The sequence below is a fragment of the Mesorhizobium sp. WSM2240 genome (assembly GCF_040438645.1).
Classification (GTDB): domain Bacteria; phylum Pseudomonadota; class Alphaproteobacteria; order Rhizobiales; family Rhizobiaceae; genus Allomesorhizobium.
The window spans coordinates 3,925,607-3,940,013 of record NZ_CP159253.1; the positions used below are offsets into that span (position 1 = coordinate 3,925,607).

General features: G+C 61.3%; 12 protein-coding genes. 4 read left to right on the plus strand and 8 right to left on the minus strand.

Translation table 11 applies throughout. The features are described 5' to 3' along the window. Window positions 1-49 precede the first annotated feature (49 nt). Both ABVK50_RS19360 and ABVK50_RS19365 read right to left on the minus strand, forming a co-directional pair. Entirely contained in the window at window positions 50-1,132 is a 1,083-nt protein-coding gene (locus tag ABVK50_RS19360) for a substrate-binding domain-containing protein (RefSeq protein ID WP_353645032.1), read from the minus strand. 449 nt (window positions 1,133-1,581) lie between these two features. Further along, window positions 1,582-2,184, minus strand: coding sequence for a TetR/AcrR family transcriptional regulator (locus ABVK50_RS19365; RefSeq protein ID WP_353645031.1), 603 nt, complete (start codon window positions 2,182-2,184; stop codon window positions 1,582-1,584). Window positions 2,185-2,285: 101 nt separating this feature from the next. On the opposite strand from ABVK50_RS19365, the gene ABVK50_RS19370 reads away from it, so the two are divergent. Beyond that, window positions 2,286-2,768, plus strand: a complete 483-nt coding sequence (locus tag ABVK50_RS19370) for a hypothetical protein (protein ID WP_353645030.1) — start codon at window positions 2,286-2,288, stop codon at window positions 2,766-2,768. Between the two features lie 122 nt (window positions 2,769-2,890). Here the strand turns inward: ABVK50_RS19370 and ABVK50_RS19375 are convergent, their stop codons facing one another. Together ABVK50_RS19375 and ABVK50_RS19380 are read right to left on the minus strand one after the other, a co-directional pair. Further along, entirely contained in the window at window positions 2,891-3,184 is a 294-nt protein-coding gene (locus tag ABVK50_RS19375; RefSeq protein ID WP_353645029.1) for a hypothetical protein, read from the minus strand. 146 nt (window positions 3,185-3,330) lie between these two features. Then, complete coding sequence (locus ABVK50_RS19380; protein WP_353645028.1) at window positions 3,331-3,966, minus strand: hypothetical protein; 636 nt, start codon at window positions 3,964-3,966, stop codon at window positions 3,331-3,333. Window positions 3,967-4,235: 269 nt separating this feature from the next. On the opposite strand from ABVK50_RS19380, the gene ABVK50_RS19385 reads away from it, so the two are divergent. Then, window positions 4,236-5,825, plus strand: coding sequence for a BCCT family transporter (locus ABVK50_RS19385; RefSeq protein WP_353645027.1), 1,590 nt, complete (start codon window positions 4,236-4,238; stop codon window positions 5,823-5,825). A 51-nt stretch (window positions 5,826-5,876) separates the two neighbouring features. Here ABVK50_RS19385 and ABVK50_RS19390 read toward each other — a convergent pair whose 3' ends face one another. Then, a complete protein-coding gene (locus ABVK50_RS19390) occupies window positions 5,877-6,083 on the minus strand; it encodes a hypothetical protein (RefSeq protein WP_353645026.1) in 207 nt (68 codons plus the stop codon). Between the two features lie 245 nt (window positions 6,084-6,328). Between ABVK50_RS19390 and carB the strand changes: the two genes are divergently transcribed. Next, window positions 6,329-9,808, plus strand: coding sequence for a carbamoyl-phosphate synthase large subunit (carB, locus tag ABVK50_RS19395; RefSeq protein WP_353645025.1), 3,480 nt, complete (start codon window positions 6,329-6,331; stop codon window positions 9,806-9,808). A gap of 448 nt (window positions 9,809-10,256) precedes the next feature. Here the strand turns inward: carB and ABVK50_RS19400 are convergent, their stop codons facing one another. Continuing rightward, the gene (locus ABVK50_RS19400; RefSeq protein ID WP_353645024.1) at window positions 10,257-10,628 is read right to left on the minus strand and encodes a rhodanese-like domain-containing protein; all 372 of its coding nucleotides are present in this window, start codon (window positions 10,626-10,628) and stop codon (window positions 10,257-10,259) included. A 228-nt stretch (window positions 10,629-10,856) separates the two neighbouring features. Between ABVK50_RS19400 and ABVK50_RS19405 the strand changes: the two genes are divergently transcribed. Beyond that, window positions 10,857-12,869 (plus strand): ATP-binding protein, encoded by a 2,013-nt coding sequence (locus ABVK50_RS19405; protein ID WP_353645023.1) that lies wholly within the window; start codon window positions 10,857-10,859, stop codon window positions 12,867-12,869. A 32-nt stretch (window positions 12,870-12,901) separates the two neighbouring features. On the opposite strand, the gene ABVK50_RS19410 is transcribed toward ABVK50_RS19405, so the two are convergent. Continuing rightward, window positions 12,902-13,342 (minus strand): hypothetical protein, encoded by a 441-nt coding sequence (locus ABVK50_RS19410; RefSeq protein ID WP_353645022.1) that lies wholly within the window; start codon window positions 13,340-13,342, stop codon window positions 12,902-12,904. A 222-nt stretch (window positions 13,343-13,564) separates the two neighbouring features. Continuing rightward, window positions 13,565-14,329, minus strand: a complete 765-nt coding sequence (locus tag ABVK50_RS19415; RefSeq protein ID WP_353645021.1) for a DUF899 family protein — start codon at window positions 14,327-14,329, stop codon at window positions 13,565-13,567. Window positions 14,330-14,407: the final 78 nt, after the last annotated feature.

The following is a 14,407-nucleotide window of genomic DNA, read 5'->3' on the forward strand; positions in this document are numbered from 1 at the left end:
GCCGCGCCGCGAGGAGTTGCCCCACGCGGCGCTCTGCCTTTCCCCGGCTTCAGTTCTCGAACCGTTTGCCGACGTCTTCGACCGTCTCCTGCGTCACGAGCTGGGCGCGCGTGTCGAGGTTGGCGGCCGCGATGCCACGGTCGATCTCCAGGTAGAGCTGCATTACCGGCCAGAAGCCCTGCAGGAAAGGCTGCTGTCCGAGCGCGCCTGTCAGGTCGCCCGATTTCAGCGCGTCCTGCTGCGCCGGGCCGAGGTCGAAGCCGTAGGCGCAGATCTTTCCGGTCTTGCCGGTCTGGGCGACCGCCTTGGCAAGCGCGGGCGTGAACACGTTGTTGCCGGCGAAGGCGCCAACCACGTCGCCGCGCGACTCGAAGAGCGTCACGATGCCGTTGACAGGGTCGTTGGGGTTGGTGTCGATGCCAGTGTTCTCCGGGCCAGCGTCGACCTTGAAGTTCGCGAGGGTTCCCGCATCGTTCAGCGCCTTGACGATGGCGTTGAAGGCCGAGGTGACGCGGTTGTTCACTTCGACGTTGCCCATCGCCGTTGAGGACGGCAGCACGATCGAGCCCGAGGTGATGCCCTTGTCCTTCAGGCACTGGACAAGCGCCTCGCCGGCGATGGCCGCCGCCGAAGCGTCCTGGCCGGTGTGGCTGATGCTGCTCCGGTTCAGGAGGGTGCCGTCGAACGAATTGGTGGTGGCCACCGGGATGCCCGCCGCCTCGGCGGCCTTGACGATGTCATTGTAGGCGCCGGCCTGCGGCGTCGTCATGATAAGCCCGTCGATCGTCGGATCCTGCACGATCTGGTTCAGGATCTCGATCTCGCGGGCCGGGTCGTCGGTCGGCGATTCCGAGCCAAGCAGCAGTATCTTGGCGCCGATCATGTTGCCGGCGACAGTCGCGCCCACATAGACCGGATCGAAGAATCCGTTGCCGGCCGTATGCGTCACGATGGCGAAAGTGAGATGGCCGTCGGCCGAATGGAAATCCTTCGTGCCGGGGGCTTCTTTTGCGGCCTCCTCGAAACTGTAGCCGCCGACTGCCTTCTCGACGCCGCCGGATTGCGCGAACGCATGCGGGACACCGAGCAACAAAGTCGCGGCGCATGCCGCGAGCCAAACTGTCCGTCTCATGTTTATCCTCCCTTGCATCCAAAGGTCGGGAGCCGTTCGACCTATTTGTCCGATAAGTCGGACAGCTTCCTCCCTGCGCCGGATAATCGGCCTAATGCGCGCTCAGGTAAATAGCTCCCAACCTATGCGGGGCAATTTATTTCGGAACTCGAACTATCAATGTCATCGAAGATGCATTCGACGATCCGCCCGAGCGTTTGGAAGGCTTTGGCGCGCAAGCGAACCAGCGGAGCCGATCTCGAACGCAATCACTACGTGACGGTATTCGAGGTGGGCAAGGCAGCAGTTTGTGACGTTGAAGAGTCGGCATGGGCTGAAAAGCAAACTGTCCCGGCGCTTCCCTCGAACCGAACATCGCGCGCCCTACTGCCGCTGCTCGGTGCCCGGGCGAAAATCGCCACACGGCGCGCCGCTGCCCGCCTCCACGCAGACGTGCCGATAAGGTGAGCTTAGTTCTCCAGGCCTTCGAGCAGTGTGACGAGTGCGGCGTCCAGAGGATTTGGGCCGACTTTTTCGAGCAGGAACAAGCCTTCCATGGTCAACATGGTGATGCCATGCACTTGCGCCCAACAGGCTGCCGCCCGGCCCCGCACATCACGCTTGCGCAGCACCCCCTCGGTCTGGCCCCGCTCCAGCAGTGCGATCACCACGCCAAGCGGTGCGGTCGCCCTCTCGCTCAAATGCACGTCCGCTGCCTTGCCGGCTTCGGCGCTGAACATGAGCCGGTAGAGGCCCGGATTTGACGTTCCGAACCGGACGTAGGCCCGCCCGACGGCGAGGAATTCGTCCCGCCAGGAATTTGCCCCTCTTTGCTTCGATGTCGTCATCGCCTTGTGCAGCCTGTCGAACCCTAGCAGGGCCAATTCGGCAAGCAGGGCGGCTTTGTCCGGAAAGTGCTTGTAGGGAGCGGCATGGCTGACGCCGGCGCGGCGCGCCACTTCCCTCAGAGTGAACTGCCAGCCCTTGTCTTCGTGCAGCATAGCCATGGCGGTCTCGATGATCGTGCGCCTCAGGTCGCCGTGGTGATAGGGCCGAGGAGTGGTGTCCTGCATCTTTCCTCACGAAGTTGTCAGTGAAAACATATGTTGACATTGCCTACTTCCAGGCCTATGTCAATGCCTGGAAGTTAACACTGTCAACATTGGAGCCTGCCATGAACACCGTTGCAAATGAAGTCGGAACCCGTCTGGCCCTTACTCCTAAACGCATGCAGTCGGCGGGTCATGTCCCTGCGGACCAGCCGAGAGCGGAACACTTCAAACGGAGTGCTACACTGCGCAACTTTGCCGGCGGCCTGGCGGCACTCTTCCTGGTCGCGTCTCCCCTGCATGCCGGCGAACTGTCCGCAATGGCGGGCGAGAGCATCGACCTCGGCCGTTTTCATGGGGTGCTCTACTACACCAGCGTAGACGACGGCTATCAGCTTGTCGCAACGATCGCGGACGGTGAGGCCGCGCCCGTGCGTTTCAGGGCCACTCTGGCTGAAAATCAATCGGCCACGATCTCCGTGCCGGGCAAATTGGGCGAGCCAGGCCAAAGCCTCGAAATTTCGCGCTCGGGCGACAAGCTTACCCTCAACAAGGGGCCGATCTCCAACGATCTATCCGATCAGGAGACAGGGGCGATTACCAAGTGATAGCCGCATCCAATTGCCAGCGCGTGCGCCCATCTCGACCGGGGCGCACGCCTGATACGCCGGAAAGAGCCGCACGCATATCGGTTTGATTGCGCCCCGCGAGACCTTGCAAGGAGCACGGCTCAACCTTGCTTCAGAAATGACCGCGCCAACTCTTCCCATTCCTCGTCGAGCGTCAGGGTCGACGGTGCAGCGCCGCAGCGGCGATACCAGTATTCGGCATTCGACTGATCGCCTTCCTTGCGATGGAGGTAGGCATGCACATGCATGCCCGCCGCATCATCGTGCTCCTGCGCGTGCTCGTGCGCCTTGTTCCAATCGCCCTTTGCATCCCACCACAGCGCCTGCAATGCAGCGCTCAAGCCGGCGGGCGGCTGTGGTTTCGCAATCGAATCTCTGAAGGTTTGCAGATCCATTTTTGCCGCCGTCGTGAACTCCAGGAGCAGATAATACCCGCGCCGGCCGCCGGGCGGTAGCATATATCGGGCAATAGCCGGAATGACCGCGTGGGTCGGGAGAGCCGGTTCTAATCAATATCGCTTTCAGGCATCCTCCGGCCTCGTCACCGGCGATCCCTCTTGCCTCCCTGCTGCCGCTGCTCGGTGCCCGCCCCGCCGGTGAAACGCCATACTGCGCGCCGCATCGCGCGCCACTGCTCGGCTTCGCCGAGATCCCGCTGTTTGTGGTATCGCATGTAGAAGTAGGCGATCCCCTCGACCTCGCGCCACCAATCCGCCGGCCGTTCGACCGACAGGCTGACCCGGCGGCGCTTTTCGCCGTTCACCGGAGCCACATCCGAAAAATCCGACTTGGCGTAGAAGCTGTGCAGCGCCCTGCCCTCCGCATCGACCAGCACCGCTGCCGCGCCGAGCGTATCCTCGCCGACGGTTTCCTCGCCTCTGAACTCGAAATGGACTGTCGCTTTCCCGTCCTCGTCGACATGCAGACGGGAAAGGCCTTCCTCCCGGCTCGTGCCGTAGCGCCAGCGGAAGGACAGCCGCTCCTGCGCCTGCAGCGTCTGCACGACCTTGTTGAATGGTGGCGGCAGCGCGCCGAAGGGGACGAGGTCGCCATAGGCCCTTTCGACCAGCACTATGAGCTTGTCCGGATCATCACGGTCCGGAAATATAGTGTAGGCTGAGGCCGGCCCGACCGCCGCAATCATCGCGACCAGCACCGTCGTCGGCAGGAGCCGCATTGGCATTGGTCCTTTCGCCACCAATCATCTCAGTGCGCGGCCGGTGGGGCAAGCCCGGCGGGGCTTTCGCGGGCCCGGCTTTCAGCCCCCGCGAGTTGTGGCGGGAGGCGCTGCGAATGGTCTTGCTCGGCAGAGCGCTACTTCAGGTCGCAACTATCGCCACAATGTCGCAAACAGGACCATGACGCTAGGATAACCGAGTCACCTTGCGCACGGCCATGTGCGCCGATGCCATACCAACACATTACCACAAGCTCAGGGAGGGAAGCATGTCATCTGTTGAAAGCGCCGCGACCGAGGATCATGGCCTCGAAGCCGGTCAGGACAATATCCGCGTTCTGGGGCTGGACATTCACAATCCGGTCTTCTTCGTCTCGGCGGTAGTCATCGTCGGCTTCGTCATCTTCACCCTGATCTTCAGGGATTCCGTCGGCCCGGCGCTCGGCGACCTGCGCGTATGGCTCACCTCCACCTTCGACTGGCTGTTCATCATAGCCGGCAATCTGTTCGTCCTGTTTTGCCTGGTAGTTGTCCTGTCGCCGCTGGGGCGCGTGCGCATCGGCGGTGCCGACGCCGTGCCGGATTTCGGCTACGCCGGCTGGTTCTCGATGCTTTTCGCCGCCGGCATGGGCATCGGGCTGATGTTCTTCGGCGTGCTGGAGCCGATGTACCACTTCAACAATCCTCCGCTGGGCATCGTCGGACCGGTCGGCGCGGACGGCGCGGTGAATGCCGGCGCGGTCGAAACCGCGCGCGAAGCCGCCATGGCCGCCACTATCTACCACTGGGGCCTGCATCCATGGGCGATTTATGCGGTCGTAGGCCTGTCGCTGGCTTTGGCCGCCTATAACAAGGGCATGCCCCTGTCGGTCCGCTCCGCCTTTTATCCGATTTTCGGCGAGCGCGTTCGCGGCTGGATTGGCCACGTCATCGACACCATGGCCGTTTTCGCCACCTTGTTCGGCCTGGCGACATCGCTCGGCTTTGGGGCTGAACAGGCGCTTGCCGGCCTCAACTTCCTTTACGGCGTCCCGGTCACGGACACGATGAAGGTTCTGCTCATCAGCGGCATCACGGCAGTTGCACTGGGTTCGGTCGTCGCCGGCCTCGACGCCGGTGTCAAGCGTCTGTCCGAGATCAACATGGTTCTCGCCGTGCTGCTGGTGGTTTTCGTCTTCGCTCTGGGACCGACCGGGGACATCATCGCCCGCTTCTTCACCAACACATGGTCTTACGTGAGCTATCTGCCTGCGCTGTCCAACCCCTTCGGGCGCACCGACGACGAATTCGTGCATGGCTGGACCACGTTCTATTGGGCATGGTGGATCTCCTGGTCGCCCTTCGTCGGCATGTTCATCGCCCGTATCTCGAGAGGCCGCACGGTGCGCGAATTCATCGTTTGCGTGCTGCTCATCCCGACGGTGGCGTCGATCTTCTGGATGACCGCCTTCGGCGGTACGGCGGTTTCGCAGTTCCTGAACGAGGGTTATCAGGGCGTGCAGGAGACCGTCGTGGCCTACACGCCGGAACTGTCGCTGTTCCGGATGCTGCAGCCCTTGCCGCTGGCGGGACTGACCTCGCTGATCGGCATCGTGCTGGTGATCGTGTTCTTCGTCACTTCGTCGGATTCGGGCTCGCTGGTCATCGACACCATCACTGCCGGCGGCAAGGTCGATGCGCCTGTAGCGCAACGCGTCTTCTGGGCCACTTTCGAAGGCCTGGTCGCCATTGCGCTGCTGCTCGGCGGCGGGCTTGCCGCGCTTCAGGCGAGCGCCATCGCGACCGGTTTCCCCTTCGCCCTTCTGCTGCTGCTCATGATGGTGGCGACCTGGAAGACGCTGCAGTCGGAACCGCGCTGATGAACAAGCCGGCCGGAAGGCTTTGCAAGAAGCATCCGGCCGCGCCGCTCATCACTCCTCGCCGTCCTGCGGAACGGCGAGGCCGGTGGTCTTCTCGTCCTCGCTGGCCTGCGGACGCCGCGCGCGTTTCTCCTTCTCATCCGCCTCCTTCAGCGCATCGCCCTTCCAGTTCTCGTCCTTGTCGCGCTCGCGCAGTTCCTTCTTGATCTGGCTCCTGCCCTTCTCGCCGCGGGTGACGGCCGCCTGTTCGTTGCGCATGGCAATTCTCCTGTCTGCATTCGAACGGCCAACGCATCGCAGGCGGGCATGTTCCACCTTCGCTGCGACCCGTTTGCAGGCCCGCATTTTCGGGGTTACGCGCGCCGGAACATTTGCCTATAAGGCGCCCTTAGCCTGACTTCAGAAACTCCGCAGCGCCGCCGGCCGGGCCTCCCGTGCCGGATTTTCGCGCAAGCCCACCCGCGACGCGTTAGCGCGCAAAACAAAGAACCACGGACCCGCTCATGCCAAAACGCACCGACATCAAGTCGATCCTGATCATCGGCGCCGGCCCGATCGTCATCGGCCAGGCCTGCGAGTTCGACTATTCCGGCACCCAGGCCTGCAAGGCGCTCAAGGCCGAGGGCTACCGCATCATCCTGGTCAATTCCAACCCGGCCACCATCATGACCGACCCGGAGCTGGCCGACGCCACCTATGTCGAGCCGATCACGCCGGAAGTCGTCGCCAAGATCATCGCGCGCGAGCGCCCCGACGCGCTGCTGCCCACCATGGGCGGCCAGACCGCGCTCAACACGGCGCTGTCGCTGCGCCGCATGGGCGTGCTCGACCGCTATCAAGTCGAGATGATCGGCGCCGATGCGCACGCCATCGACAAGGCCGAGGACCGCTCGCTGTTTCGCGAGGCGATGGCGAAGATCGGCCTGGAAACCCCGCGCTCGATGCTCGCGAATGCGTCCGCCGTCAAGGACGAGGACCGCAAGAAGCACGAGGCCGAGCGCGCCGAGCTGAAAGCCTCCGGCGCGCCCGACATGGACGCGGCGCTGGACGCGCTCGAAACCAACTGGAACCTCGGCGAGGGCGACCGCAAGCAGCGCTATATCGGCCACGCAATGGCGATCGCCGCGCAGGCGCTCGACCATGTCGGCCTGCCCGCCATCATCCGCCCCTCCTTCACCATGGGCGGCACCGGCGGCGGCATCGCCTACAACCGCGCCGAGTTCTTCGACATCGTCCAGTCGGGCCTCGACGCCTCTCCCACCACCGAGGTGCTGATCGAGGAATCGGTGCTCGGCTGGAAGGAATACGAGATGGAGGTCGTGCGCGACCGCGCCGACAACTGCATCATCGTCTGCTCCATCGAGAACATCGATCCGATGGGCGTGCACACCGGCGATTCGATCACCGTCGCGCCGGCGCTGACGCTTACCGACAAGGAATACCAGATGATGCGCAACGCCTCGATCGCGGTGCTGCGCGAGATCGGCGTCGAGACCGGCGGATCGAACGTCCAGTTCGCCGTCAACCCGGCCGACGGCCGCCTCGTCGTCATCGAGATGAACCCGCGCGTCTCGCGCTCCTCCGCGCTCGCCTCCAAGGCCACCGGCTTCCCGATCGCCAAGATCGCCGCGAAGCTTGCCGTCGGCTACACGCTCGACGAGCTGGAGAACGACATCACCGGCGGCGCGACGCCCGCCTCCTTCGAGCCCTCCATCGACTATGTCGTCACGAAAATCCCGCGCTTCGCCTTCGAGAAATTCCCCGGCGCCGAACCCACTTTGACCACCGCCATGAAATCGGTCGGCGAGGTCATGGCCATCGGCCGCACCTTCCAGGAATCCTTGCAGAAGGCATTGCGCGGGCTGGAGACCGGCCTCACCGGCCTCGACGAAATCGAAATCCCCGGCATCGGGCATGGCGACGACAAGAACGCCATCCGCGCCGCCCTCGGCACGCCGACGCCCGATCGCCTCCGCATGGTGGCGCAGGCGATCCGCATGGGAACCTCGCTCGAAGACGTGCACCAGATGTGCCGCATCGACCCGTGGTTCCTGGAGCAGATCGCCGGCATCATCGCCATGGAAGCCCGCATCCGCGAGCACGGCCTGCCCGCCGACGCCGCCAATCTGCGCATGCTGAAAGCCATGGGTTTTTCCGACGCCCGCCTCGCCTCATTGACGAAGACCGACGCCGAAGCCGTCCAGAAGCAGCGCCAGTCACTCGGCGTTCACCCGGTCTACAAGCGCATCGACACATGCGCGGCCGAATTCGCCTCGCCCACCGCCTACATGTATTCGACCTACGAGACGCCTTTCGCCGGCAGCCTCGCCAACGAGGCCCAGGTCTCATCCGCCAAGAAGGTCGTCATCCTCGGCGGCGGCCCCAACCGCATCGGCCAGGGTATCGAGTTCGACTATTGCTGCTGCCACGCCGCCTTCGCGCTTGCCGAGGCCGGCTATGAATCGATCATGGTCAACTGCAATCCGGAGACGGTCTCGACGGACTACGACACCTCCGACCGGCTCTATTTCGAGCCGCTGACGGCGGAGGACGTGCTGGAAATCCTGCGCGCCGAACAGGCCGCCGGCACGCTGCACGGCGTCATCGTCCAGTTCGGCGGCCAGACGCCGCTAAAACTCGCCGACGCGCTGGAACAGGCCGGCATCCCGATCCTCGGCACCTCGCCCGACATGATCGACCTTGCCGAGGACCGCGACCGCTTCCAGAAGCTCCTGCACAAGCTCGGCCTGCTGCAGCCCAAGAACGGCATCGCCTGGTCGGTCGAGCAGGCCCGCACCGTCGCCGGCGAGCTCGGCTTCCCGCTGGTGGTGCGCCCCTCCTACGTGCTCGGCGGCCGCGCCATGCAGATCATCCACGACGAGACGATGCTGCAGTCCTACCTGCTCGACACCGTGCCCGGCCTGGTGCCGGAGGACATCAAGCAGAAATACCCCAACGACAAGACCGGCCAGATCAACACGCTGCTGGGAAAAAACCCGCTGCTCTTCGACACCTATCTGTCGGGCGCCATCGAGGTCGACGTCGACTGCCTCTGCGACGGGAAAAACACCTTCGTCTCCGGCATCATGGAGCATATCGAGGAGGCCGGCATCCATTCGGGCGACTCGGCCTGCTCGCTGCCGGTCCACACGCTCTCGCCCGACCTCGTCGACCAATTGGAGGCGCAGACTGCCGCCCTTGCAAAAGCGCTCAATGTCGGCGGGCTGATGAACGTGCAGTTTGCTATCCAGGACGGCACGATCTTTATCCTCGAAGTGAATCCCCGCGCCTCGCGCACCGTGCCCTTCGTTGCAAAAACCATCGGCAAGCCGATCGCCAAGATCGCCGCGCGCATCATGGCCGGCGAGACCCTCGACGAGGCTTTCGCCGCCTATGGCGCGAAGCCCGACGCGCGCAACCCCGGCCACATCGCGGTCAAGGAAGCCGTTTTTCCATTCGCCCGCTTCCCCGGCGTCGATATATTGCTCGGCCCCGAAATGCGCTCCACCGGCGAGGTCATGGGCCTCGACTACGACTACGCGCTGGCCTTCGCCAAGGCGCAGCTCGGCGCCGGCGTCGACCTGCCGCGCTCGGGCACCTTGTTCGTCTCGGTGCGCGACGAGGACAAGCCGGGCATATTGCCGGCGGTCAAGCGCATCGCCGGGCTGGGCTTCAAGGTCCTCGCCACCGGCGGCACCCAGCGTTTTCTGCGCGAGCAGGGCGTCGAGGCCGAGAAGATAAACAAGGTTCTGGAAGGCCGCCCGCATATCGAGGACGCGATCCGCAATCGCCAGGTCCAGCTCGTCTTCAACACCACCGACAGCCAGAAGGCCGTCTCCGACTCCAAATCCATCCGCCGCGCGACGCTGATGCAGAAAGTGCCCTACTACACCACCCTCTCCGGCGCCGCCGCCGTCGCCGAAGCCATCGCCGCGCTGAAGGCCGGGAATTTGGAAGTGCGGCCCCTGCAGGAGTATTTTTAGCGCCAACGCCACTCACGCCAACGCTCCTCATCCTGAGCTTGTCGAAGGATGGAGGCGCAACGCCGAAGCTGCTCCGCTCCCCCCGTCCTGAGCCTGTCGAAGGATACGGGGAGAGGATGCCGGCAGGCAGGTGAGGGGCAGCGCTAGCTTCTGAACCGTTCGCGCCCGCCCCTCATCCGTCACTTCGTGACACCTTCTCCCCGTGAACGGGGAGAAGGAAGTGCGCTGACGCCCTTATCTCCCCCCTTGCGGGGGAGAAAGCGATTTCAGCATTTTAGCGAGCGACAGCGAGCTAAGTGCTAGAAATCGCAAGAGAGGGGATTGTTTGAGGCGGCGCATAGTAACCCCCTCTCTTGGATTTTCTACGACTTAGCCTCGCGAAGGGCTCGGCTAAGACCGTGAAAATCCTTTCTCCCCCGCAAGGGGGGAGATAAACGCGCCGCTCCCCCTACTTCTCCACCTCGCCGCCGCTTTCGGCCCAGTCCTTGAAGGCGCCGAGATTATAAACCTCGCCGTAGCCGAAATCCTTGAGCAGCTTGCCGGAAAGCGCCGAGCGGCCGCCCGAGGCGCAGTAGAGGATCACCGGCCGCTCCTTCGAGAACGCCTTGTCGTGATAAGGCGAGTCCGGGTCGGCGCGGAAGTCGAGCATGCCGCGCGAAACGTTCACCGCGCCCTTCACCTTGCCGCTCGCCTGCACTTCCGGCGCATCGCGCACGTCGACCACGAGCGCGTTCTTCTCGGCCACCAGCCTCCTCGCCTCGTCGGGCGAAATCTTCGGCACCACGGCATTCGCCGCCGCCACCATCTCCTTGACGTTCATGTCAACCTCCCATGGATGAGCCGGGACAGGATAGGAGCGCGGGGTGGCTGGTGGCAACTGGGCGGAGGCGCGCTAGGTGCTGTACTAAACGATACTCTGCGGCGCGGCGGCCGTCGCTGCGCTGAAGGAGGGTAGCCTGGAGGTTCGGCCAATGCAGCAGTATTTTTGAGCGTATCAATTTTGCCGAGCAGCAGTTACTCTCGCGTCCCTGCATGGGGGACGGCCTTAATGGAAACTAATTTTCAGCGCCTTGTTGAACATTGGCCACTATCTTCGATTAGTGGCTCCCTGTTTCCGCTCTTTGAAGCGATCTCAAATTCCATACATGCCTTAAAGGAGTCGGGAGCGCGTAACCCGTTCATTCACGTTTACGTTGAACGCGATGAATCGCAAACTGAATTGAACGGCGACGGTTTTGGGTCAGCTTATCCAATCAGGTCATTTAAGGTTGAAGACAACGGAATCGGCTTTACTGACGCCCATATGGCGGCTTTCAACGAGATTGCGTCGTCGTATAAAGAAGCCGTTGGCCTTGGTGGGAAAGGCGTAGGCCGATTGTCTTGGCTCAAAGCATTCAATGACGTACGGATTGAATCGACGTATCGTGATGATCACAACTTTTTTGGCAGGGAATTCTACTTCTCTCTCCCGCTTGGCGTAAATCGCGAGCAACGTGCCGCAGTTTCCACGCCCAGCACAGGCACATCAGTTACACTCAACAACTCATTGCCTGCCTTCCGGGAACGTATGCCACGGAAACTCGATATTTTAGCACGAGAAATATGCCGACACTTTATGCCGGTTTTAATATCCTCAAATCCCCCAAAAATCGTTCTGTTCGACGGGAGAGAAAAGCTCGACATCAATGTTTCCGATTATAGTTCGGTTGAGAGCACCGGTTTTGAACTAGCTGGAGCACAGTTTGTCGCTCACCATGTCCGAATTCGCTCTCCTTATGAACGCTCCCATAACATCTCCATTTGCGCAGACGGGCGATCTGTCGCGCCTCGAAAAATAGAATTCATTCCCAACAAGCGCCTGAAGGACGACATAGGCGAGTTCTATTATCATTGCTATGTAACAAGTGACTATTTGGACAAGCGGGTTAGCGGCCACCGAACGGTAATTGATCTCCCTCAAGAACCAAGCTTGATAGAACCGGTCGACGAAAAATCACTAAACGAGAAGATAGATGAGGTGGTGGTTCAACATCTGGCCCCGTTTATCGACGAAGCTCGCACCGCCCGCGCGGCGGCTGTCGAGGAAGTGGTCACCCGCCAATACCCGGAATATCGCTACCTGATCGGCGCCGATTCCGATGAGATTGAGAAAATACCGCTGGGCTCAGGCCAGAAGGAAATCACGAACCACTTGGCTGTCGCCCACGCGCAACGGCTAAAGCATGGACGTGCACGTTTGGAGGCAACGCTAAAGCGATTTGAAAAATCCGAAGAGATTGATGCTCGGAAAATATCTGAAGAATTCGATAACGTTTACCTAGATGCCATAAAAGCACATCAGTCGTCTCTGGTAGGATACCTCCTTTTTAGGCGGAAGATAATTGAGCTTTACGATGCTGTTATATCCAAAAGTGGCGGCCAATTCGAGAAGGAGGCAGCCGTACACAGCCTTATTTTTCCACGACACACCTCTGTTGAGGGGCACCGAGATTTTGATGACAATAATCTATGGCTTGTGGACGAGCGCCTTACCTTCGCCAGCTATATCGATAGTGACCGCGACATAAGTGCTCATAAAGCTTTGTTTGATGTAGAACGAGGCAGCGAGCCGGATATCGCGTGTTACTTCAACTTCGCATTTTCATCAGACCAGGATAAAAACGACCTTCGCGAGGTGGTCATTGTTGAATTAAAGCGACCAGGACCGCTGCCCTCCCGCAATGAGCACCCGTATTCCCAAGTTGTTCGCTACATTCGCGCCATGAGGGAAGGAAAGTGGTCCCACGACGGCAGGAAGGTCAAGGCTGATAACTCTACTAGATTCTACGCTTATATAATTTGTGATATTGGCGCAAAACTCACACAGGATATACTTGAGGAATTTCAGTTTCTTCCAATCTTCGGAGGAAGCGAAGGTTACTACAATTTCAATAGGCCGCTGAATGCGTACTTCGAATTTGTTCCATTCGAGAAGATTGCACGCGACGCTCGGCGGAGACACAAAGCATTCTTCGACCGCCTTGCAGTGCCTGCTGGCAACGGCGGCTCGCCGACTCGGTAGTCAAACCCGCATTAATCTAGAGCCACCGTTCACTAGGCCGCAGAGCGTTTATCGTCGCTATTTAACTCATCTACCAAATTTGCGGTCTCGTCAGAAATAAGCTTCTCCTTTTCATCGGCACCCACGGGTGCCTTCAGATACTTGTCGCGGGCTAGTTCCTTCACTTGTTGACGGCCCCTTTGCTCCGCTTTTTGTTCAACCTCTGGTTCTCGCGCAATTTCGCGGGCCAACTCTTCAGAAACGGCTTTCATGGCAACAGAGCGGTCCACATCCATCATTTCCCTAATCATTGCCTGGAAATCGCGTCGGTCGATATCCACTCTCACGCGAGTTGTACCGCCTCCTTTTGAAGCGATTGAGAAAGCGATTCTTAGATCTTTCTCTAGTGGAGTGATCGAAATGTTTTTAGTCTCTAGGGAGATGTATGGGGATGTAATGCCACCTCGATATACTTCAGAGTACTTCAAGTTCATATTAAATCCTCCTGACCTAAATACAATCAGTGCTAAAGATTGAGTCAGCGGCACATCTTGGTTAACTAATGATAAATTTGGACCTTTTTTGGACCGATTGCTACCATGGCGGCAACCCCTCCCTTACGATTCCTATCACTTAGCTCGTGAGGATCGGCCTGACGGCCGAATTCCGTTATGCAGTGCGGGTAGATACAGGCTGGCTCGCCTGTCAGTCCCCCCTCACACCCCCACCAACCCCGGCTTTGCCTCCTCCGGCCCGCGGTCGTTGAGGCCAACGTTCCAGTCGGGGCGGCGGCCGGCCGGCGTCAGGTCGATAAAATTCCACACCGGCTCCAGCGTGCCGAAGGCGCGCTCGTCCTGGCCGGGCTCGGCCTCGGCGAAATGCAGTTCCGAACTCCAGAAGTGGCGGATGCCGCCCTCCGTGCGGTGGAACACCTGCAGCAGCGGAACCTGATGGCCCGCCTCGTCCTCGCCGTGATAGTCCCGTTTGAAGCTGCTGCCCGCCGACGACAGGAAGCGCAGATGCCGCCAGCCGCGCTCGCGCGCGAAGGTCAAGAGCCGCTCCAGCGGCGCATTGGCGACGATGACGAAGTTGAAGCCGGCGGCCTCCAGATGCGGCGCCGCGCCGTCCCACTGGTTGACCAGCGCGGTGCAGGACGGACAGGGGCTGTCCTCGTGCGGCAGGCTGGCGAAAGCGCCCTCGGCCGGCTTCGGCCGCGGGTCGGTCGGGTAGCGCGGAAACATCATGTTGTAGAGGATCAGCGTGTCGCGGCCGGGCGAAAACAGCTCGGAGAAGCGGATGCGGGCAGGCTTGCCGTCCGGGCCCAGCCCGTCAAAGACATAATCCTCCTTGAGCATGCCGCCCTGCGGAAGCTTGCGCCGCTCCTCGGCCACCGCCTCCATCTGCCGCCGAAGCTCGATCTCCTTCTCGAGCAGCCGATCGCGCGCGGCGCGATATTCAGGGGATTCGTTCGGGAAATTCATTGCGAGCCTCCTTCCGCTGCCTGCCCGCCGCGGGCATAACGGACAGGCCGGCGCTTGGTTTCCCGGACTTGTGCCCCT